The organism is Streptomyces ortus (genome assembly GCF_026341275.1).
Taxonomy (GTDB): Bacteria; Actinomycetota; Actinomycetes; order Streptomycetales; family Streptomycetaceae; genus Streptomyces; species Streptomyces ortus.
Genome location: NZ_JAIFZO010000002.1, coordinates 5,372,675 through 5,393,333, shown reverse-complemented (window position 1 = coordinate 5,393,333; position 20,659 = coordinate 5,372,675). Strand labels below are relative to the sequence as shown.

At 71.5% G+C, this 20,659-nt stretch carries 17 protein-coding genes and 1 tRNA gene; 7 read left to right on the top strand and 11 right to left on the bottom strand.

All coding sequences use genetic code 11. The features are described from left to right. Positions 1-89 precede the first annotated feature (89 nt). Both K3769_RS27245 and K3769_RS27240 read left to right on the top strand, forming a co-directional pair. On the top strand, positions 90-848 hold the full coding sequence (locus tag K3769_RS27245; RefSeq protein WP_267028917.1) for an IclR family transcriptional regulator: 759 nt from the start codon (positions 90-92) through the stop codon (positions 846-848). A gap of 144 nt (positions 849-992) precedes the next feature. Continuing rightward, positions 993-1,066: transfer RNA gene (locus tag K3769_RS27240), tRNA-Lys, on the top strand. Between the two features lie 92 nt (positions 1,067-1,158). On the opposite strand, the gene K3769_RS27235 is transcribed toward K3769_RS27240, so the two are convergent. The 5 genes from K3769_RS27235 to K3769_RS27215 all read right to left on the bottom strand — a co-directional run bounded on the left by K3769_RS27235 (position 1,159) and on the right by K3769_RS27215 (position 7,110). Next, positions 1,159-2,829: an AMP-binding protein gene (locus tag K3769_RS27235; RefSeq protein WP_267028916.1), complete on the bottom strand. Its 1,671-nt coding sequence runs from the start codon at positions 2,827-2,829 to the stop codon at positions 1,159-1,161. A 140-nt stretch (positions 2,830-2,969) separates the two neighbouring features. Next, a complete protein-coding gene (locus tag K3769_RS27230) occupies positions 2,970-3,614 on the bottom strand; it encodes a lytic polysaccharide monooxygenase auxiliary activity family 9 protein (protein WP_267028915.1) in 645 nt (214 codons plus the stop codon). 147 nt (positions 3,615-3,761) lie between these two features. After that, the gene (locus K3769_RS27225; RefSeq protein ID WP_267028914.1) at positions 3,762-4,493 is read right to left on the bottom strand and encodes a nucleoside/nucleotide kinase family protein; all 732 of its coding nucleotides are present in this window, start codon (positions 4,491-4,493) and stop codon (positions 3,762-3,764) included. Further along, positions 4,480-5,655, bottom strand: coding sequence for an SPFH domain-containing protein (locus K3769_RS27220; RefSeq protein WP_267028913.1), 1,176 nt, complete (start codon positions 5,653-5,655; stop codon positions 4,480-4,482). The genes K3769_RS27225 and K3769_RS27220 overlap by 14 nt, the downstream gene beginning before the upstream one ends. Positions 5,656-5,730: 75 nt before the next feature. Next, positions 5,731-7,110: a peptidoglycan-binding protein gene (locus K3769_RS27215; RefSeq protein WP_267028912.1), complete on the bottom strand. Its 1,380-nt coding sequence runs from the start codon at positions 7,108-7,110 to the stop codon at positions 5,731-5,733. Between the two features lie 189 nt (positions 7,111-7,299). On the opposite strand from K3769_RS27215, the gene K3769_RS27210 reads away from it, so the two are divergent. The 3 genes from K3769_RS27210 (at position 7,300) to glxA (ending at position 12,405) form a co-directional block, all read left to right on the top strand. Continuing rightward, positions 7,300-8,010, top strand: a complete 711-nt coding sequence (locus tag K3769_RS27210) for a FadR/GntR family transcriptional regulator (RefSeq protein WP_267028911.1) — start codon at positions 7,300-7,302, stop codon at positions 8,008-8,010. 311 nt (positions 8,011-8,321) lie between these two features. Beyond that, entirely contained in the window at positions 8,322-10,367 is a 2,046-nt protein-coding gene (locus tag K3769_RS27205) for a glycosyltransferase family 2 protein (protein ID WP_267028910.1), read from the top strand. 100 nt (positions 10,368-10,467) lie between these two features. Beyond that, positions 10,468-12,405 (top strand): radical copper oxidase GlxA, encoded by a 1,938-nt coding sequence (gene glxA, locus K3769_RS27200; RefSeq protein WP_267028909.1) that lies wholly within the window; start codon positions 10,468-10,470, stop codon positions 12,403-12,405. 84 nt (positions 12,406-12,489) lie between these two features. Here the strand turns inward: glxA and K3769_RS27195 are convergent, their stop codons facing one another. The 6 genes from K3769_RS27195 to K3769_RS27170 all read right to left on the bottom strand — a co-directional run bounded on the left by K3769_RS27195 (position 12,490) and on the right by K3769_RS27170 (position 18,593). Next, entirely contained in the window at positions 12,490-13,506 is a 1,017-nt protein-coding gene (locus K3769_RS27195; protein ID WP_267028908.1) for a glycoside hydrolase family 6 protein, read from the bottom strand. A gap of 441 nt (positions 13,507-13,947) precedes the next feature. Then, entirely contained in the window at positions 13,948-14,643 is a 696-nt protein-coding gene (locus K3769_RS27190; RefSeq protein WP_267028907.1) for a class F sortase, read from the bottom strand. Positions 14,644-14,649: 6 nt separating this feature from the next. Then, positions 14,650-15,297, bottom strand: a complete 648-nt coding sequence (locus K3769_RS27185) for a hypothetical protein (protein WP_267028906.1) — start codon at positions 15,295-15,297, stop codon at positions 14,650-14,652. A 122-nt stretch (positions 15,298-15,419) separates the two neighbouring features. Next, positions 15,420-16,199: an HAD-IIA family hydrolase gene (locus K3769_RS27180; protein WP_107016032.1), complete on the bottom strand. Its 780-nt coding sequence runs from the start codon at positions 16,197-16,199 to the stop codon at positions 15,420-15,422. Between the two features lie 172 nt (positions 16,200-16,371). After that, complete coding sequence (locus tag K3769_RS27175) at positions 16,372-17,139, bottom strand: hypothetical protein (protein ID WP_308216405.1); 768 nt, start codon at positions 17,137-17,139, stop codon at positions 16,372-16,374. Positions 17,140-17,462: 323 nt separating this feature from the next. Next, positions 17,463-18,593, bottom strand: a complete 1,131-nt coding sequence (locus K3769_RS27170; protein ID WP_372515174.1) for an ROK family transcriptional regulator — start codon at positions 18,591-18,593, stop codon at positions 17,463-17,465. 239 nt (positions 18,594-18,832) lie between these two features. On the opposite strand from K3769_RS27170, the gene K3769_RS27165 reads away from it, so the two are divergent. After that, entirely contained in the window at positions 18,833-19,954 is a 1,122-nt protein-coding gene (locus K3769_RS27165) for a Gfo/Idh/MocA family oxidoreductase (protein WP_267028904.1), read from the top strand. Continuing rightward, positions 19,951-20,451, top strand: a complete 501-nt coding sequence (locus K3769_RS27160) for a heme-degrading domain-containing protein (protein WP_267028903.1) — start codon at positions 19,951-19,953, stop codon at positions 20,449-20,451. Before K3769_RS27165 ends, K3769_RS27160 begins: the two co-directional genes overlap by 4 nt. Positions 20,452-20,659 lie beyond the last annotated feature (208 nt).

Below are 20,659 nucleotides of genomic sequence, written 5' to 3'. Positions count from 1 at the left end.
GGGCCCGGCTGTCCGGGCCGCGTTGATGTGCGGGCCGGTGCGCGTGACGTCGGCCCGTGCGCCGGGCCGGAAAGCGCAGGGGGATCACCGTGGCGCTGAAGCGCGAGTCGACCGCTCCGTACCACTCGGCCCAGGACGCCCTGCGCGTCCTGGAGACCGTGGCACGGCACACCACCGGCATCACCGACGTCGAACTGGCCCGGCACACCGGCCTCAACACCGAGCGCCTCACCGCCCTGCTGCGCATGCTGCGCCGCGAGGGGTACGTGGAACAGCAGGCGGACGGGGCGTACGTCAGCGGTGAGGCCTTCGGCCGACTGGGCTCCGAGCGCGAGCGGGACGAGGCCCTGCGCGGCCAGCTCCAGCGGAACCTCGACCGGCTGCGCGACTCGGTCGGCGCCGCCGTCTACATGAGCCGGTACGTGGACGGGGAGATCCACGTCACCCAGTGCGCGGAGGGCCCGGCCACCCCGGCGGTCAACGAATGGGTGGACTTCCGCTCCGCGGCCCACGCCAGCGCCATCGGCAAGAGCCTGCTCGGCCAGCTCGACCTGAACGGGCGGCGCGACCACCTCTCCCGCCACCGGATGGCGCGGCTCACCTCGCGCACCATCACGAACGAGCGGCTGCTGCTGTCCCGGCTCGACGCCCAGGCACCCACCGTGCCGGTGCTCGACCTCCAGGAGTACGCGATCGGCACGGTCTGCGCGGCGGTCCCCATCACGGCCGGTTCCGCCGTGGGCTGCCTCGCCCTCTCCCTGCCCGTGGAGCACGCCCACCGGCTGCGCGAGGCCGCCGACACGCTCAACCGGGGCGCTGCACCGGTGCTCCTCTCGCTGGCCATCTGAGCGGCGCCCCGCCGGTGCTCCGCCCGCGCCCCGCCCGTGGTCCCGCCCGTGGTCCCGCGTGGTCCGCCGGTGGTCCGGAGCACCCCTGCGGACCAGGTAGTATTTTCCATGTCGCCAGCCGCGAAAGCGGAAGGCGGGAGTCACGCGCCGCTAGCTCAGTTGGTTAGAGCAGCTGACTCTTAATCAGCGGGTCCGGGGTTCGAGTCCCTGGCGGCGCACAAGAGATATAGACCAGAAGGCCTCCGTGAGAGCGGGGGCCTTCTGCGTTGCCCACACAGCCCCGCCCGCCCCTGCCCGTCCCAGCACCGCCTCACCTCGACAACAACTCCTCGCGCCCCCGCGCCCGGTACCGCTCCAGCAGCGCCTCGACGTCGGCCCCGCTCAGCAGCCGGTACCCCCTGCGTCCCGGCTCCCCCGCCGGCCGCCACCACACCGGATCCGCGCAGCGGAAGCCCTCGCGGCGCAGCCCGGCCCGGTGGATCTTGTTGGTGGCGGTGACCGGCATCCGGTCGAGGACCCGTACGAAACGGGGGGCCATCTTGGTGCCGAGGTCCGGCTGGGCCCGCAGGAAGGCCTCGAAGGCGAGCGGGTCGAAGGTGCCAGCCACGGCGGCCATGACCTGGTCGCCCGCCACCGGATCGGGGACGGCGTACACGGCCACGGCGTCCGCGCCCGCGTAGCGGGCGAGGATGTTCTCGATCACCGCGGCGGCCAGGTTCTCGCTGTCGACGCGGAGCCTGTCATCGGTGCGGCCCGCGAAGTACAGGAATCCGTCGGCGTCCCGGTAGAAAAGATCGCCGGTCCAGAACCAGCCGTCCCTGGCCCGCGCCGCGTCCGCCGCCGGATTGCGCCAGTAGCCCTCGAAGGGGTTGGGGCCGCGGTTCACCAGCTCGCCGATGGCCTCGTGCCCGTTGAGCAGCACGCCGTCGGGGCCGAAGACCGCCGCGGGGCACTCGGCGCGGGTCCGCGGATCCAGCACCGCGAGGTCGTCGCCGGGTGCCGCCCGGCCGGTCGCGCCCCTCGGCGTGCCGGGCGACCACTGGATCGCCGCCCCGCCCTCCGACGATCCGTAGCCCTCGACCAGGCGTACCCCGAACCGCTCCTCGAAGGCAGCGGCGTCCACCGCGCCCGCTTCCGTCCCGAAGCCGGTACGCAGCGGGTGGTCTCGGTCGTCGGCGCGGGCCGGGGTCTGCAGGATGTACTGGACGGCGCGGCCCACGTAGGTGAAGTACGTGGCCCCGTAAGCCCGTACGTCCGGTAGGAAGCCGGAGGCGGAGAAGCGGCGCCGCAGCGCCACGCCCGCGCCGGCCGCGAGGGCGGGTGCCCAGTCGGCGATCACGGCGTTGCCGTGGAACATCGGCATGCAGACGTAGTGGACGTCGTCCGCGCGCACCCCGAAGTGGCCGACGAGCGACTGCCCGGCCGCCGCGAGCCGCCCCTGCGAGCAGATCGCCGCCTTGGGCGCGCCGGTCGAGCCGGAGGTGAAGTAGAGGAGGAAGCGGGTGCGCGGGGTGACGGGTCCCGGTTCCGGGCGGGCGTCCGCGTACGGCGCAAGCAGGTCCTCGTACGCCTGCGTGTCGGTGACCAGGACGCGGACGCCCGGGAGTTCGAGGCCGTCGAGGAGCGGGAGGTGGGCCCGTTCGGTGATCAGGACGCGGCATTCGGTGTGCAGGATGTCGCGGGCGAGCTCGGGGCCGCGGCGGGTGGGGTTGATCCCCGCGACGGCCGCGCCCGCGAGGGCCGCGGCGCTCAGCCAGAGCGGGAACTCGGGGGTGTTGTCGAGCAGCACGCCCACATGCGGCTGCGCGCGGGCGGGCAGCAGGTCGGCGAAGAGCGCGGCCCGTGCCGCCGCACCCGCGGCCACCTCGTGGTGGGTCAGGGTCCGCTCCTCGCACCACAGTCCCGGCCGGTGGTCGCCCCACCGCGCCTGTACGAGTTCGGCGACGGTACGCGCGCTCGTGCCCACGCTGCTGGCTCCCATGAGGGCGCACCATAATTGACGGAGCGTCAGATGAGGAGGGGCTGCGCGGACACGACCCGGAACGGTACAGCTCCACGCACGCCGCCATGATCACGCCGACGTGCGTGGAACCTACCCGTGGGGGGTGGCAGTGCGGTCACTCAGAAGGTGACGTCCGAACAGGCGTAGAACGCGTTGCTCGTATCGGCGATCGTCCACACCGCGAGGATCACGTGGTGTCCGCTCCGGCCCGACGGCAGGGTGCCGCTGTGCGAGAGCGTCGCCGGGGGCTGACCGCTGTAGGGGACGGTCAGGAACGGGGTGGTGTCCAGCGCGGACCGGGTCAGCGGAGCGTTCTGGTTCCAGCCGTTCTTGGTGATGTAGTACTTGAAGTCGGTCGTCGAGTGCCGTGCCGTGAACTGCCAGCGGAAGGTGTAGCTCTGCCCTCCGTTCACCTTCGTCGTCGGCCAGGCACCGCCCGAGGGCGTCGTCGCCTTGTCGAGCGCGCCGAAGTTGCCGTGGTTCCCGGAACAGATCTGACCGTCCGCGGGTCCGGCCGCCGGGAAGCCCTTGGGGCCCTCGACGCTCTGCGGCTCCCACTGGATGTCACCGCAGTTGGCCACGCCGCCGTTCTGGCAGAGCTTCTGCCGGCTGACGGGGAGATCGGTGTAGCCGTGTCCGGTGGCCCCGCCGCTGGAGAGCACGATCGCTCCGGTGGTGGCGAGTCCGACGGCGGCGGCGTACCACTTCAGCCGCTTTCGGGGTGGGGGAGTTGGCCGGAGGGTGGGCTGGGGAGTCTCTCGCATGCTGCCGCTCCTGGAGAACGTGGGGGAAGTTCCGTGAGCCGTGCGTGCGCATCGCGATGCGTGAAGGTGAAGCCGAGACGATGATTCAGGTCTAGACCAAGTACCAGATTATTGCCAGGACTTGGCTGTGTCCATATCAAGTCCCCGTCAAAAGCCGGATGGGTCCATACCAATCGTGGAGAGGGTCCGGTGGCACCGGTCCCGCGACTTCTCCACCAGCTGTCCGTTCGGGTCGTCGTTGGTGGCGACCCAGTCCCGCGCCCGCGCCTCGTCCCTCCCACCCGCCAACTGGCGCTCCACCAGCCTCTCCTGCCGCACGCCCCACGGCGTGTCCACGTACCAGCACTCCCCCATGAGCACATACGCGTCCCGCCATCCCGGCAGATCGCAGGCGAGGTAGTTCCCCTCGGTAACGACGAGCCGGGCCGCCGGAGGCACCAGATGGCGTGCGGCGACGGGCTCGTGGAGCGTGCGGTCGTAGTCCGGTACGTAGATGTCGCGGACGGTCTCGTCGAGGACCCGGCGCAGCAGATCGACGTATCCCCATACGTCGAAGCTCGGCTCGGAGCCTTTGCGTGCGCTCAGGCCGAGGCGGTCCAGCTGGGCGTTGGAGAGGTGGAAGCCGTCGAGCGGCAGATAGGCGGCGCCCGCGCCGAGGTGCGCGACCAGGGCGCGGGCGAGGGTGGACTTTCCGGCGCCGGGCGGCCCCGCCAGCCCCAGTACGGCACGCGGGGTGCCCTCGGTCAGACTCCAGGCGTCCGCCGCGAGACCGGCGAGGGTGCGGGAGCCGGCGTCGAAAGCCGCGGTGTCGGCGGCGGAGGTGCCGGTGGTGGGGGTGTGAGGGCCGGTGGTGGGGGTGCGGGGGTCATCGATCTCCATGCCCCGTATAGAACGCCACCGTCAGGTCCTTCACCAGGGCCTTGCGCTCGTAGTCGTCCAGCTCGACGAGACCGCGCGAGGTCAGCCGGGTCACCGTGTCCTCGACGGAGTCGACGACCGAGGTGAGGACCGTGTCGCGGTGCTGGGCGTCCAGGGCCGCGATCCGGCGGCGCTGCATCACGGCGGCGATCTCCGGCGCGTACTCCACGCCGAGCGGCTGCGCCGAGTACACCTGGAGGCCGACCGCCGCCGCCTCCGCCGCGACCAGCCGGGTCAGCGCGTCGCTGACGGCCTCCGTGTTGCGCAGGGTCGCGGAGTCCGCCGCGCCCGGCGCGTTCGGCGAGAGGTCGGCCGGGAGCCGTGCGAGCACCCGGGCGAGCGCCGCCTCCACGCACTCGCGCAGATACAGCTGGTGGTCCTCGACGCCGAGCACGGCGCGGGCGGTGTCCCGCACCCGCCAGACGACGAGCACGACGACGCGCAGCGCGACCCCGTTCGCGTCGACCGCGGGAATCGCCTCGCTGCGCCAGTGCCGCAGCCGTACGTCGACACGGCGGCGCAGCACCAGCGGGTTGACCCACATGAGTCCGGTGCGCCGGACCGTGCCCCGGTAGCGGCCGAAGAGGCCGAGCACCCAGGCGCGTCCGGTACGGCCGCGGGCCAGCCCGCCGAACCCGAACAGCGCGAGCGCGCCGCACCCCGCGAGCGTCGCCCACTGCGGGCCGCCGAGCCCGGCACCGGCGTGGACGGGGAGTCCCAGCGCGTCCACGGCGAGCGGTGGCAGGACGCCCGCCCACCAGGACGCCAGGACGCAGCCGGTCGCACCGAGGGCACCGGCCAGCACTCCGGCCGTGCCCGGCAGCACCCGCGCGGGCCGCTCGACGAGGTCGGGGTCGACCTCGGGAGTGGGCCTCGGCCGCAGCGGGGCGGGAGCGCGCCGCGCGATCCGCGGCTGTTCGCCCGTACCGCGCCGGCGGTTCACCACCGCGGGTGCCAGCGCCACGGACAACGGTTCGGGCTCGTCGCGGAAGAGCAGGTGGACCGGGATCTCGGTGGTCGCCTCGTTGCGGATGATCCGCGCCCCGCGGCCACCCGCCTCGCGGCCCCCTGCCTCGGGCGGTCCCTCGGACTCCGGGGAGTGTGAAGTGGTCGTCGTACTCATACGTGCCTCCGTGCCTCCGCGCCTGCGCGCCGGGAAGAACCGCCGGGCGGAACGAACCGCCGGCCGGGACGGGCGTCAGGGGGTGAAGAGCCGTCGCCAGGTCTCCGGTCCCGGGTAGCCGTCCGCCGCCCCGCCGCGCCATCCCTGCGCGCGCTGGAACGCCTCGACGTTGCGCCGGTCGCCCTCGCCCCAGCGCGGCCCCGGGCCCCGCGTGTAGTACGTGCCGAACCCCTTCCTCACCAGTTGCCTCCCCAGCCGGGTGACGTGGTCGTTGTCGGCGCCGGGCCGGAACGCGGCCCGTCCGGGGTAGCCGGGGACGCCGTGCGAGGCGACACCGCCGGCCGGGAGCCCCGGTGTCGCGGGAGCGCCGGCGCTCGCGGCCCGCACGTCGCGGCCCTTCCCGTGCACCAGGTACGACCAGGTCGTCGGCCCCGGCAGCCCGTCGGCGTCGGCCCCGGTCCAGCCCTGCGCCTGCTGGAAGGCCCGGGTCGCCCGCCGGTCCGCCTCCGACCAGCGCGGTCCCGGCCCCGAGGTGTAGAAGTGCCCCGCACCCCGCGCGACGAGCATCCGCCCCAGCCGGGTGACGTGGGCGTTGTCCGCGCCGGGCCCGAAGGCCGCCGCGCCGGGATAGCCGGTCGCGGCCGGCGAGGTGACGGGCGTGCCGGTACCGGTGCCGGTGCCACCCGTGCCCTGCTCCGGCTTGAGACCCTTGTAGCGGTAGCCGAGATAGCGGTCCGAATTGCTCCAGTAGGCGTAGGGGGTGGCCTGCCTGCGGGCGCGGGGGCGGGTCAGCTCGTACGCGATGTAATGGCTCTGCGTGTAATCCGTCCAGCCGCCGAAAATCACGACGTGGGAGCCCTTCTCGGGGTCGGACGGATTGTGGAAGAGCAGCATGTCCCCCGGCTGGAGATCACCCTTGGTGACTCTGACGCCGTACTTGTCGAGGCTGCCCGTCCATTCGTTCGTGCCGAGGTTCCAGGCCATCGAGACGAAGCCGGAGCAGTCCTGGCGGTAGCCGTCGGACCAGTAGGCGCTCATGTTGTAGGGCACCTGCGCGACGACCCACTCCCTGGCCCGGTCGATGATCTCGGCCCGGGTCGTCCGGGGTGCCTTCACCTTCGCCGGCACCCCGCCGGGGCCGTGCAGCGGGGTCGTGCCGCCCTGCGGTGTGCCGGGATCGTCGGCCGCGGGGGCGCCGGGCCGCTGCGGGGCGTGCGCGGCGGCGACGGCGGGCACGGCACCCGCCGCGCCGAGCACCGTGCCGGTGGCGGCGGCGAGGGCCAGCGCCATGGGGGTCCGCCCCGCCCGCGCCAGGGCGTGGGCGGGCCCGAGGGCCGCCGGGTGGCCGCCGAATCCGGCGGTTCCGGAATGCGGCAGCACGCGCCGCCAGTGTGTACATCCGGGGCAGTCGCAGTCGCTCTCGGGATCGAATTCCTCGAATACCGGAGCGGTCATGCTTTTCCCGTCGTCGTCCTGCTGGAGATTTCCGCGCTTCTGCACATCCGTCAGTTTCTCAACTTGTCGCCGGTGTCGCATGTTGACGGTCCGAATGATGTATTCATTTCGCCGCGGCCCGGTGCGGACGGACCACGGGGAAGCCTCTTCGCGTATGGCCGGACCCGGACGGCCCGCTACCCTCTCGCCATGGCGCGCGACCTCCAGGAGCAGATCAAGAAGCTGATCATCGACCGCAGGCTGCCCTCGGGCGCCGTGCTGCCGACCGAGCCCGACCTCATGGAGCTGCTCGGCGCCAGCCGGAACTCCGTGCGCGAGGCCCTGAAGGCTCTCCAGGCGATGGGCATCGTCGAGATCCGGCACGGCTTCGGCACCTACGTCGGGCCGATGTCCATGGCCCCGATGATCGAGGGCCTGGCCTTCCGCACGGTCGCCGGGCACTACCGCGGCGAGGACAGCCTCCTGCAGCTCCTGCAGCTGCGCGAGGCCGTGGAGACCGGCCTGGTCTCCCGTGTCGCGGGCCACGTCCCGCCGGACGATCTGGCCGTGCTGGACGCGCTGGTCGAGCGCATGGAGGCCGAGGCCGCCGCCGGTACGGGTCTCACCGAGACCGACCGCGCCTTTCACGCCACCCTCTACCGGGGGCTGGGCAACCTTCTGCTGAGCGAGCTCCTGGAGGCGTTCTGGGACGCCTTCCACCGCGTACGCACGGATCTCGTGGAACTTCCGCAGGATCCGAAGGTCACCTGCCGGCAGCACCGGGAGATCCTCGACGCGGTGCGTTCCGGTGATTCCGGGCGGGCCGAGGACGCGATAAGAGAACACTTCGGCAACATCCGTACGCGGTTGACAGCAACGGTACCGAACGAGACCAACAGGCTCCCCAATGAGCGCGTATGACCGGTAAACACCGTGTTTCGCGTCTTGCGATCATGATGAATGCCATAGAACCCTGGGCAACAAGAGGCTGCGGTTACAGAGCAGTTGGGGCATGAAAGCGGTTGCGCGCGAAGGCGGGGATTGGGGCCCCGTCCATGAACGGATGCCGAGGGGGGCATCATGCAACCGGAAGGCCGCTCCGCCATGTCTATAAGGTGTGTGGATGATGTGGTGACGGGGGCCTGCTGTTGATACGCCGGTGCGGGTTCAGGGGGACCGGCCGGCGAAGGGAACAACGAGCACGCGGAATCTCGCGTGTGGGGGGATGACTCATGACGTCGACGCCGACGGGCGCCCGGCAGAACTCCGACCCGTCCGAGACCACCCAGCTGAGGGTGCCGTCCCAGACGCGGACCGGCACTTTCCGCAGAATCAAGAAGAACCTGCCGAGATACGACTACGAGCACTACAGCCGGCTCGCGGGTCCTCTCACGCAGCCGGACCCGACCAAGCCGTACAAGGTGCAGTACCGCACACTGCTCTCCCAGGAGCCGCACCGGCTGCGCGCCGCCCTGATGCTGGGCGCCGCCCCGCTCCTTTCGCTCGTGCTCCTCGTCTGGCTCCTCCAGCCGTCGCACTGGACCGAGCGGGATTATCCCGCGTACGACTTCCTGCCCGCGCTCGACGTGGTGATGCTCGTCTCGATCGGTCTGATCGAGCTGTTCCGCTGCATGAACGTGCTGTCGAACGCGCACGCCACGCTGGTCGCCCGCGACCCGGTCCCGGTGGTGCCCGAGACCGGCACGAGAGTGGCCTTCCTCACCTCCTTCGTGCCCGGCAAGGAGCCGCTGGAGATGGTGACGAAGACCCTGGAAGCCGCGGTGCGGATCCGGCACCGCGGCCTCATGCATGTCTGGCTCCTCGACGAGGGCGACGACCCCGAGGTGAAGGCGGTCTGCGAGCGCCTCGGCGTGCACCACTTCTCCCGCAAGGGCGTCGCGAAGTGGAACCAGAAGAAGGGCCCGCACCGCGCGAAGACCAAGCACGGCAACTACAACGCCTGGCTGGACGCGCACGGCGACCACTACGACTTCTTCGCCAGCGTCGACACCGACCACGTCCCGCTGCCGAACTACCTGGAGCGGATGCTGGGCTTCTTCCGCGACCCGGACATCGGCTTCGTGATCGGCCCGCAGGTCTACGGCAACTACGACAACCCGATCACGAAGGCCGCCGAGTCGCAGCAGTTCCTGTTCCACGCGCTCATCCAGCGCGCGGGCAACGCGTACGGCGCGCCGATGTTCGTGGGCACGTCGAACGCCGTACGCATCAAGGCGCTGAAGCAGATCGGCGGCCTGTACGACTCGATCACCGAGGACATGGCGACCGGCTTCGAGATCCACCGCCACAAGAACCCCGCGACGGGCCGGAAGTGGCGCTCGGTCTACACCCCGGACGTCCTCGCGGTCGGTGAGGGCCCGAACGCCTGGACGGACTTCTTCACCCAGCAGATGCGCTGGTCACGGGGTACGTACGAGACGATCCTCAAGCAGTACTGGAAGGGCGCGTACTCGCTGCCGCCGAGCAAGTTCTTCAACTACACGATGATGATCATCTTCTACCCGATGTCGGCGCTCAACTGGATCCTGGCGGCGCTGAGCTGCGCCCTGTTCCTGTGCCTGGGCGCCTCGGGTGTGAACATCGACCCGGCGATCTGGCTGATGCTCTACGGCAACGCCTCGGCGCTGCAGATCGGCCTCTACGTCTGGAACCGCCGGCACAACGTCTCCCCGCACGAGCCCGAGGGCTCCGGCGGTGTGGCGGGCATGATCATGTCCGCCCTGTCGGCGCCGCTGTACGCGAAGGCCCTCATCGACTCGATGCTGCGCCGCAAGAGCAAGTTCGTGGTGACCCCCAAGGGCGACTCCGCGAGCCCGGACACCTGGTTCGGGACGTTCCGGTACCACTGGTACTTCATCGCGATCTTCGGCGGTTCGATCACCGCGGGCTTCGTCTACGGCCACGCCCACCCGGCGATGATCATCTGGGCGACGTTCGCGCTGCTCATCACGGCCTCGCCGATGTTCGCCTGGCGCTGGATGATGCGGCAGGACAAGAAGGGCAGGAAGCACCGGCACGGTTCCCCCCAGGAGCCCCCGGCCGCCCCGGCGCCCGTGTACGACAGCCGGATCCCCCTCCAGCCGCAGCAGTCCCAGGCGCCGCAGCACGCGGCCCCGCACGGACAGCAGGCCCCCCACGGGCAGCAGTACCCGCCGCAGCACGCCCCCCAGCACAAGCCGAGCTGGGCGTCCGGCGGGGGCAACGACCAGACCGTGCAGATCTCCCTCGGAGGCAGGCACCGTTCGTCCGGGGACTGAGCCACGCGGCTGCTCCGCCGCGTAGCGCACCCCATAGGCCGGACCAGGGACGAGACCCGGTCCGCGCCGGCCAAGTCAGTCGAGTCAGACGGGAATTCAAGTGAAAGACGGTTCCAGCCGCCGCCGTGCCCGCCGCATCGCGATAGGTGCGGCCGTGGTGCTCGCGCTGGCCGGGATGAACGGACCCGCGCTCTACCGCTTCGGGTCGGAGCAATACCACGAGTACAAGATCAACAGACCTGAGTACAAGGCCGAGAACGGCAAGTGGGACATCGTCGAGTTCCCCGAGAAGTACCGGCTGAACACCATTCACGCCGCGCTGCTGCACACCGGCAAGATCCTGCTGATCGCCGGTTCGGGAAACAACCAGGACAACTTCGACGCGAAGAAGTTCGACACCCGCATCTGGGACCCGGTCAAGAAGACGATCAAGAAGGTCCCGACGCCGGCCGACCTGTTCTGCACGGGCCACACCCAGCTGGCGAACGGCAATCTGCTGATCGCCGGCGGCACCAAGCGCTACGAGAAGCTCAAGGGCGACATCACCAAGGCCGGCGGTCTGATGGTCGTCCACAACGAGAACCCGGACGAGCCGATCACCCTGCCCGCGGGCACCCGATTCTCGGGCAAGGAGAACGGCAAGACCTTCGTGTCGAAGGACCCGGTCGTCGTCGAGCGCGCCAAGAAGATCTTCGACAAGGCGACCGGCACGTTCCTGCGCAACGAACCGGGCCTCGGCCGGATCTACGTGGAGGCGCAGAAGAGCGGCGCCAAGTACGAGACGGGCACGCAGGACAACTACCGCGTGCAGGGGCTCTCGGGCGCCGACGCGCGCAACACGTACGGCATCGCGCAGAAGCTCGCCCTGGACAAGAAGGACTTCCAGGGCATCAGGGACGCCTACGAGTTCGACCCGGTCGCCGAGAAGTACATCAAGGTCGACCCGATGAACGAGGCGCGCTGGTACCCGACGCTCACCACGCTCTCCGACGGCAAGATCCTCAGCCTCTCGGGCCTGGACGAGATCGGCCAGCTGGTGCCGGGCAAGAACGAGGTGTACGACCCGAAGACCAAGAAGTGGACGTACACCGACGGCGTCCGCCAGTTCCCCACCTATCCGGCGATCTCGCTCATGCAGAACGGCAAGCTGTTCTACTCGGGCGCGAACGCGGGCTACGGACCCGACGACGTCGGCCGTGACCCGGGCATCTGGGACCTGGAGACGAACAAGTTCAAGAAGCTCAAGGGCATGTCCGACCCGAAGCGCCTGGAGACCGCGGGCACGGTGCTGCTGCCGCCCGCGCAGGACGAGAAGTACATGGTGATCGGCGGCGGCGGCGTCGGCGAGTCCAAGCTGTCCAGCAAGAAGACCCGCATCGTCGACCTGCTGGCCGACGACCCGAAGTTCACCGACGGCCCCGAGCTGGAGAAGGGCACGCGCTATCCGCAGTACTCGATCCTCCCGGACGACGACGTGCTGGTCTCGGGCGGCTCGGAGGACTACCGCGGACGCGGCGACACCAACATCCTCCAGGCGCGGATGTACGACTCGAAGACCAACGAGTTCAAGCGGGTCGCCGACCCGCTGGTGGGCCGCAACTACCACTCGGGCTCGATCCTGCTGCCCGACGGCCGTGTGATGTTCTTCGGTTCGGACTCGCTGTACGCCGACAAGGCGAACACCAAACCGGGCAAGTTCGAGCAGCGCGTGGAGATCTACACGCCGCCGTACCTCTTCCAGGGTTCGCGGCCGACGCTCTCCGGCGGCCCGAAGACCGTCGAGCGCGGCGGGACGGCCACGTTCACGTCGAAGCACTCCTCGTCGATCAAGTCGGCCCGGCTGATCCGGCCGAGCGCGTCGACGCATGTCACCGACGTCGACCAGCGGTCGATCGCGCTGGACTTCGAGAAGACGAAGGACGGCATCGAGGTCACCGTCCCCAAGAGCCGCAATCTGGTCGAGTCCGGCTGGTACATGCTGTTCGTGACGGACGACCAGGGCACCCCGAGCAAGGCCCAGTGGGTGAAGATCCCCTGACGGACACGGCTCGTACGTGACTGGGGGCGCCCTCCGCACAAGGAGGGCGCCCCCAGTCACGTACGAGTCACCCGCGAGCGGTGACTACTTGCTCGCCTCCGCCAGCTTCAGCGCGTACTCCGGCCACCACTGGCCGGCCTTCGGGCCGCCCTTGCACGTGCCGTCGGACTCGCCGGGCCGCTTGACCCACAGATAGGCGTCGACGAGGTCGTCGTCGGTCTTCGTGGTGGGGGTCTCGCCCAGTGCGCGACCGGGCGGGTTGCACCACTTCTCCTCCGGGTCGCCCCCCGTGTAGGGGCCGTTGCCGTTGCGGCTGGTGTCGATCACGAACGGCTTGCCGCCGACCTTCGACGACAGCTCCTTGCCGTACTTCGTGCTCTCGGGCGTCTTGTAGAAGTTGGAGACGTTGACCGCGAACCCGTCGGCGTTCTCGACGCCCGCGAGTTTCAGCGGCTCGGCGATGTCGTCGGACTTGCCCCAGCCCGCGTTGCCCGCGTCGAGGTAGACCTTCGTGTTCTTCAGCGACTTGAACTTCTCCACCGCGCCCCGCAGCAGGTCGTAGCGCTCCTCGTGGAACTCGTCCGGGGTGCAGCCGTCCACCATGTGCAGCACGGCGTCCGGTTCCAGGATCACCGTGGTCGCCCGGTCGCCGATGCCCTTGGCGACCTGGTCGATGAAGGCCCGGTACGCGTTGCCGTCGGCGGCGCCGCCTCCGGAGAACTGGCCGCAGTCGCGGTGCGGGATGTTGTAGACGACGAGCAGCGCGTCCCGGTCCGCCTTCGCGGCGGCCTCGGTGAAGCCGCGCGCCTCCTGCTCGGCGTTCTCCGGGGTCAGCCACTGCCCGGTGGGCTGCTCGGCGATCGTCCGGATCAGGTCGGCGTCCTCGTCCTTGCCATCCTTCGCATAGGCGGCGACCTGGTCGGCCGCGTTCCCGTCCGGGTTGACCCAGAACGGGTCCTTGTCCTTGGGCTGCTGGCTCACCCCGGCGCCCGACGTGTCCTTGCCGCCGCCGTCGTCCGAGGACGAGCACCCCGCCAGCAGCAGCACAGCTCCGGCCACCGCCACGGACGCCCTTGCCCCGGCCCCCCTGCTCCCGTACATCGAAAAACTCCCCCTCGGGTGCACCGTCCGAAGTACCAATCCTGACATACGTGTCGGGCCGCCCACGAGCACTGTCACGAGCACGGTCACGCCTTGTCGGTCGGCTGTCACAGCGCTGGACCAGCGGGCGGACGAGGGGTCTCGCGAACCTGCCATGACGCCGCGATTACCTGCGCGGATAACGCAGTGCCACCGCGGCGGGACTTGGCGTCATTCAGCCTCTAGGCCGGGGCGCTCATCCGTTCTAGAGTCGTCCCAGACGGCCCGGGCCCCCGGCTGTCCGGCCCTTCACGCACTCGGAAGGGACGCTGAACCTCCCGTGCCGGTCGCCGGGTTACTCCCGCAGCCCGTGCGCGCACGGTCGAGGACCAGCCCGGTCGACGGCTCCGGGGGGAGCGGGTCGTCGACCGGGCCGGTACCGCCACCGCCTGCCACCGCCGCTCACCGGCCGGCGCGGTGACCTGTGCCGCTGAGGTACGCGGAGACGACCACGTTCGCCGTGTAGGTGCGGCTGCCCCGGTCGAAGGAGCCGCCGCACGTGATGAGCCGCAGTTCGGCCCGCCCGCTCTGCCGCACCCCGTACGCCTTCCGGGCGTCGAAGCGGTCGCGGGCGAAGACCTGGACGTCCTCGACGGTGAACTCGGCGACCGTGCCGTCGTCGCGGACCACCCGGACCGCCGCGCCCGGCCGTATCTCGCTGAGGTGGTAGAAGACCGCGGGCCGGGTCTCGGTGTCCACGTGCCCGACGAGCAGCGCGGTCCCGGCCGCGCCCGGCCGCACCCCGCCCTCGTACCAGCCGACGGTCCCCGGCCGCCCGTACGGCGGCGCGTCGATCGCTCCGCCCGGGTCGAGGCCGCGGCTCATCACGGGTGCCCGTACGCCCAGTGCGGGCACGTCCAGGCGCTGGGGCCGCGCGTTGCCCAGCGGCCGGACGGCGGGCGGCAGTTCGACGCCGAGCGGGCGTCCGACCGCCGCCATGTCGCCGGTGGTCGGCGAGGATATGCCATGCCGTACGTCGGTGACCTCGCGGCCCCACAGCCACAGTCCGAGCAGCAGCAGCGCCCAGGCGACTCCCATCAGGAGCCGGCCGCCGCTCGCCGCGCGTTCCCCGTGTTCGTGATGCTCGGGCAGGGACATGGCCGCTCAGTCCGCTCGGCCGCGGCTGCGCCGGGCACTTCTGAAGGCCACGGCGACGGCGGCGACCCCGGCCAGCACGAGGCCGACGACCGCGTGCCGGGTGCCGGGCCCCTCCGACCTGGTCTCGGCGGCGGCGAGCCGGGAGGTACCGCCGCCGCCCGCGTGCACGGGGGCGACGGGGGACGCGGGCGCGGAGGCGACGGGAGAGGCGGACTCCCGCTTCTCCTGCTGTTCCCGCTGCTCCTTCTGTTCCCGCTGCTGTTCCCGCTTCTCTTCCCGCCTCTGTTCCCGCTTCTCGCGCTGCTTCTTGTCAGCGACCGTGACGGTGCCCTTGAGCCTGTGCTCGAAGCCGTCGCAGGTGACCTTGATGTCGTACGTGCCGGGGTCGAGCGTCGAGCGGACGCGGGTCTCGCCGGTGAGGTCGCCCTGCGCCCCGGTGAGCCGCGCGTCGGCGACGAACGCCGTGGACGCGGCGGTGCCGGTCATCCCGGTGCACCCCCGCACCCGCAGCCGGATGTCGCCGCCGGGAGCCGGGGACCCCGGAGTCACCCGGACATCTCCGTCGGCCGCGAACGCGGCGGGGGCGTACGCCGTGGGGGCCAGCGCGGCGGCAGCCGCCGCACCGGCACAGAGAGCGAGTCGCAGTGAACCCATCGTGAACCTCCAGACATCTGGAGCGTCCTCCGCGGGCCGGTCGGGCGCATCCGGGGAGGGGGGCGCACTGCTCCGTACGGGTGGCCCGTACAGGGCCTCGCAGCCGTGGCCGTACGGCCGCCTCAGACGCGGTCGACGAGGTCCGCGATGGAGTCGACGATCGTGGACGGGCGGTACGGGTACTTCTCGATCTCCGCCTTCGTGGTGAGACCGGTGAGGACGAGGAAGGTCTCCATACCCGCCTCCAGACCGGCCAGCACGTCGGTGTCCATACGGTCGCCGATCATCGCGCTGGTCTCGGAGTGCGCCCCGATGGTGTTGAGCCCCGTCCGCATCATCAGCGGGTTCGGCTTGCCCGCGAAGTACGGCTGCTTGCCCGTCGCCTTGGTGATCAGCGCCGCGACGGCCCCGGTGGCGGGCAGCGCGCCCTCGGCGGACGGGCCGGTCTCGTCGGGGTTGGTGGCGATGAAACGGGCACCGTCGTTGATCAGCCGCACCGCCTTGGTCATCGCCTCGAAGGAGTACGTACGGGTCTCGCCGAGGACCACGTAGTCCGGGTCGTGGTCGGTCAGCACGTACCCGATGTCGTGCAGCGCGGTGGTCAGCCCGGCCTCGCCGATGACGTACGCGGAGCCCTCGGGCCGCTGGTCCTCCAGGAACTGGGCGGTGGCCAGGGCGGACGTCCAGATGTTCTCGACCGGCACGTCCAGGCCCATCCGCCGCAGTCGGGCGTGCAGGTCGCGGGCCGTGTAGATGGAGTTGTTGGTGAGGACCAGAAAGGGCTTCCCGGAGTCCCTGAGCTTCCTTATGAAGGCGTCGGCGCCTGGAATGGGCACGCCCTCGTGGATGAGCACCCCGTCCATGTCGGTGAGCCACGATTCGATGGGCTTGCGCTCTGCCATGTGCCGTCTCCTGCCGTACGCGTTCTGCGTGAGCCGTGCGGATGCGCCGCGTCGCCGGTCACACCTGCGTGCCGACGCCCCCAGCCTAGCCACCCGCCGGATCTTGGCGGAGGGGACGGGAGGCGGCGAGAGGAGAGACGGCGAGGGCGGACGGAGGGAGGAGGCCGCGCGGTCAGCGTCTGCGGCGGGCCACGAGCAGTGCGGCGGCCCCGGCGGCCACCAGCAGCAGCGCGCCGCCGGCCGCGGCGAGGAGGGCGCGGGGCGAGAAGAGCCCCGTACCGGCCAGTTCCTCGGCGAACGGCAGCCCGTCCGGTACGGCGTCGGCGGCGCCCCGCCGGTCGCGCTCCCGGTCCCCGACGCCCGTGTCACCGCGCGGCCCGGCCGTCTCCTCGTCCCCGGCGACGCCCCCGACGATGCGGAACCGGTAGTCGTTCGACTGGCCCACCCAGGCGCCGTCGTCCTGGTGCCGCTGCACGACGGCCGCGTTGGCGACGACGTCGTTGGCCTCCGCGTCCGAGGTGACCGCGAGCCGCACCTTGACGGAGAGGGTCCTGCCCGGCGCCACGGTGAACCCCGGTCCGGTGGGGCCGAGCACGCCGATGTGCTCGTCCTCGTCGGTCCGCTCGAAGGTCACGGGCCGGGGCCGCTCGCCGTCGTAGAACTCAAGGCGCGGCTGCTCCGGCCGCAACGCCCGCCTCTTGTCCACCAGGACGACGACCGGGTGGACGTTCTCGCAGGTGGCGTCGGTGGTGTTGGTGAGGTCGATGTACCAGATCCGGAATCCGCCGCCGGCCTCGTAGGTGTCGGGGCCGCCGTGGATCCGGGTACGGACGGGGAAGTCGCGTTTCCCGGACGCGGCACAGGTGGGTCCGGCCCCGGGCAGTGCCTGGGCGGAGACCTGCGCGGCGGGCACGGAGGTGAGGGCGGCTGCAGCGGTCACGGCGAGAGACAGGGGCTTGCTCAGTCGCATGGACACGGGAGCCTGCCACGGGGACGCGGGAGCCGACGACGGCGCGCGGGGACGGGGGCCGTTCGGCGGCGGAGATACGTCCGGTCGAGGGCGGGGATTCGCCCGGTCGAGGACGGGAGTTCGGGGACGGGGGCCGTTCGGCGGCGGAGATACGTCCGGTCGAGGGCGGGGATTCGCCCGGTCGAGGGCGGGGGTTCGGGGACGCGGGGACGTGCAGCCGAAGGCCTCGGCCGCCCGTCCAGCCGGAGGCGGAGGCACGTCCGGCCGGTGAAGCGGCGGCTCCCCGCCGCCGGTCAGTCCCGTGTCCGGCCGAACAGCGGGGCCAGCAGCAGTTGGGCCGCTCCCTCCGGTACCGCCCGCGCGCCGCCGGGCGCGATCCGCACCGGGACGGGGCTGCCCGCGCCCTCACGCCGGGCGCGGGCGTCCAGGACGGCGCCGACCCCGCGTACGAAGCGTTCGGGCGACGCGGCGACCGTACGGCCGCCGAGCAGGACGAGGTCGATGTCGAGCAGCCCGACGAGGTTCCCGGCGCCCTCGCCGAGGACACGGGCCGCCGCGTCGACGTCCCCCCGCGCCACCGCCGCGAGGCAGAGCACCTCGACACAGCCCCGGTTGCCGCACGGACAGAGTGGTCCGTCCAACTGCACGACCTGGTGCCCGAACTCCCCCGCTCCGGTACGGGCCCCCCGGTGCACCGCCCCGCCCAGCACGAGCCCGGCCCCCAGCCCCGTACCGAGATGCAGATACGCGAACGCCCCGACCTCGCCCCCGACGGCCAGTCCGAGCGCCGCGGCGTTCGTGTCCTTGTCCAGCACCACGGGCACCCCGAGCCGCCGCGCGAGGGCGTCCCGCAGCGGAAACCCGTCCCACTCGGGGAACCCGGTCACCCGGTGCAGCACGCCGTGCGTGTGGTCGAGCGGCCCCGGCATGGCGACCCCGACACCGAGGACGGCGGCGCCGGAGGGCCCCTCCACCAGCACCCGGGCCTCCTTCACGAGCACGTCGAGCACGGCCTCCGCCCCGGCACCCAGGTCGAGTGCGGCCCGGCGCTCGGCCACGACCTCGCCCGTGAGGTCGACGAGGACGGCGCACAGTTCGTCGCGGTCGACCTGGAGCCCCACCGCGTGCCCGGCCTCCGGCACCAGACGCAGCGCGGTCCGGGGCTTGCCGCCGGTGGAGGCCCGCCGTCCGGCTTCGGCGATCAGACCGTCCTCGCGCAACCGGGCGGTGATCTTGCTGACGGCCTGCGGGGTCAGCCCCGTGCGCTCGGCGAGTTCGAGGCGGCTGACCCCGGCCCGCCCGGCCCCGCGCAGCAGGTCGAGCAGGAGCGCGGCGTTGTGGCTGCGCAGCGAGAGCAGATTCACGCCGTGGTGCGTGGCGGTGCGCAGCCCGTGATGCCGCACGGGCCGCACACCGCGACGCACCCCGCCGGCCCCTCCATCCCCGTCGGCCCCTCCATCCCCGTCGCCCACTCCGCCCGGTCCCGCGGCCCCGATACCTGCCACTCGCCACTCCTCCACCCGGCTCGCCGCGCCACTCCTCGCGCTCCACCGCTCGTGCGCTTCTGCGCTGGTGCGCTTCTACGCTCGTGCGCTCTTCGCGTCCCGCACCCCATTGTCCCCCGCGCTTGCACTTCGGCAACAGCGTTGTTTAAGTGGAGGGCATGACTGGCACAGGCTCTGACACCTCCGCCCGCCCGGGCTCCCGCCGCGAAGGCCCCTTCCGCGTGGGCCTCGTCGGCTACGGCCTCGCGGGCTCCGTCTTCCACGCCCCGCTGATCACCGCCACTGAGGGCCTCGTCCTCGACACGGTCGTCACGGCGAACCCGGAGCGGCGGCGACAGGCGCGGGACGAGTTCCCCGACGTACGGTTCGCGGCGACCCCCGACGAGCTCTGGCAGCGCGCGGACGAGCTGGACCTGATCGTCATCGCGTCCCCGAACAAGACGCACGTCCCGATCGCGCGGGCCGCCCTCGAAGCGGGCCTGCCGGTGGTCGTCGACAAGCCGATCGCGGGCGCGGCGGCGCAGGCCCGCGAACTGGCCGCCCTCGCCGACGCACGCGGTCTGCTGCTCTCCGTCTTCCAGAACCGCCGCTGGGACAACGACTTCCTGACGCTCCGGAAGCTGATCGCCGACGGCGAACTCGGTGACGTCCACCGCTTCGAGTCCCGCTTCGAGCGCTGGCGCCCCGAACTCAAGGGCGGCTGGCGCGAGTCGGGCGACCCCGCAGAGATCGGAGGTCTGCTGTACGACCTCGGCAGCCACGTGGTCGACCAGGCGCTGGTCCTCTTCGGCCCGGCGGCCACGGTGTACGCGGAGTCGGACGTCCGCCGCGCCGGTGCCCAGGCGGACGACGACACGTTCATCGCGATCACGCACACGAACGGCGTCCGTTCCCACCTCTACGCGTCCGCGGTGACGGCCCAACTCGGCCCGCGCTTCCGTGCGCTGGGCTCGAAGGCCGGTTACGTGAAGTACGGCCTCGACCCCCAGGAAGCCACCCTGCGCGACGGCGGACGCCCGGTCGCGGGCGGTGAGAAGGAGTGGGGCGTGGAGCCGGAGGAGCTGTGGGGCCGTATCGGCTCGGGCGAGTCCCCGCTGACCGGCGGCGGCACCCCGGTCCCGACCGTGCCGGGCGCGTACCCCGCGTACTACGCCGCCGTCGCCGAGGCCCTGCGCGGCACCGGCGAGAACCCGGTCACCGCGCTGGAGGCCGCCGCGGCCCTGGACGTCCTGGAGGCCGCGTACCGCTCGGCCCAAGAGAACGTGACGGTGACCCTGTGAGCACTTCCACGCCCTCCACACCTTCCACGCCCTCCACGGCCCCGACCGTCGCCGAGCTGGAGGAGCAGGAGCGCCGCCTGACGCTCCCCCGCTTCACCCACGACGACGCGTGGGCCCTCGGCTCACTCCTCGTCGAGCTGGCCCGCGAGCGCGGCGCGCCCGTGGCCATCGACATCCGCCGCGGCGGCCAGCAGCTCTTCCACGCCGCGCTGCCGGGCTCGACCCGGGACAACGACGCCTGGATCGACCGCAAGCGGCGGGTGGTCGAGCGGTACGCCGCCTCGTCCCTCCTGGTCGGCACCCGCTTCCGAGCCAAGGACACGACCTTCGAGGCCTCCTCCCGCCTGGACCCCGACACCTACGCGGCCCACGGCGGCGCCTTCCCCCTCACGGTCCAGGACACAGGCGTGATCGGCACGGTAGTGGTCTCAGGCCTCCCCCAACTGGAGGACCACGCACTGGTGGTAGAGGCACTGACCCGCTTCAAAAACACATAGGGGAGAGCCCCTTTGGGGGCGCGGGGAACGGCGCAATCTTTTCGCTTTTGCCTTCAGGGACGCAGGGCCCGGCGCAACCATTCGCCCTTGCTTTCAGGGGCGCGGGGAACGGCGCAATCTTTTCGCTTTTGCCTTTGGGGGCGCGGGGAACGGCGCAATCTTTTGCCTTCAGGGGGCGCAGCCCCCTCCCCGCGCCCCCGAAAGGGGA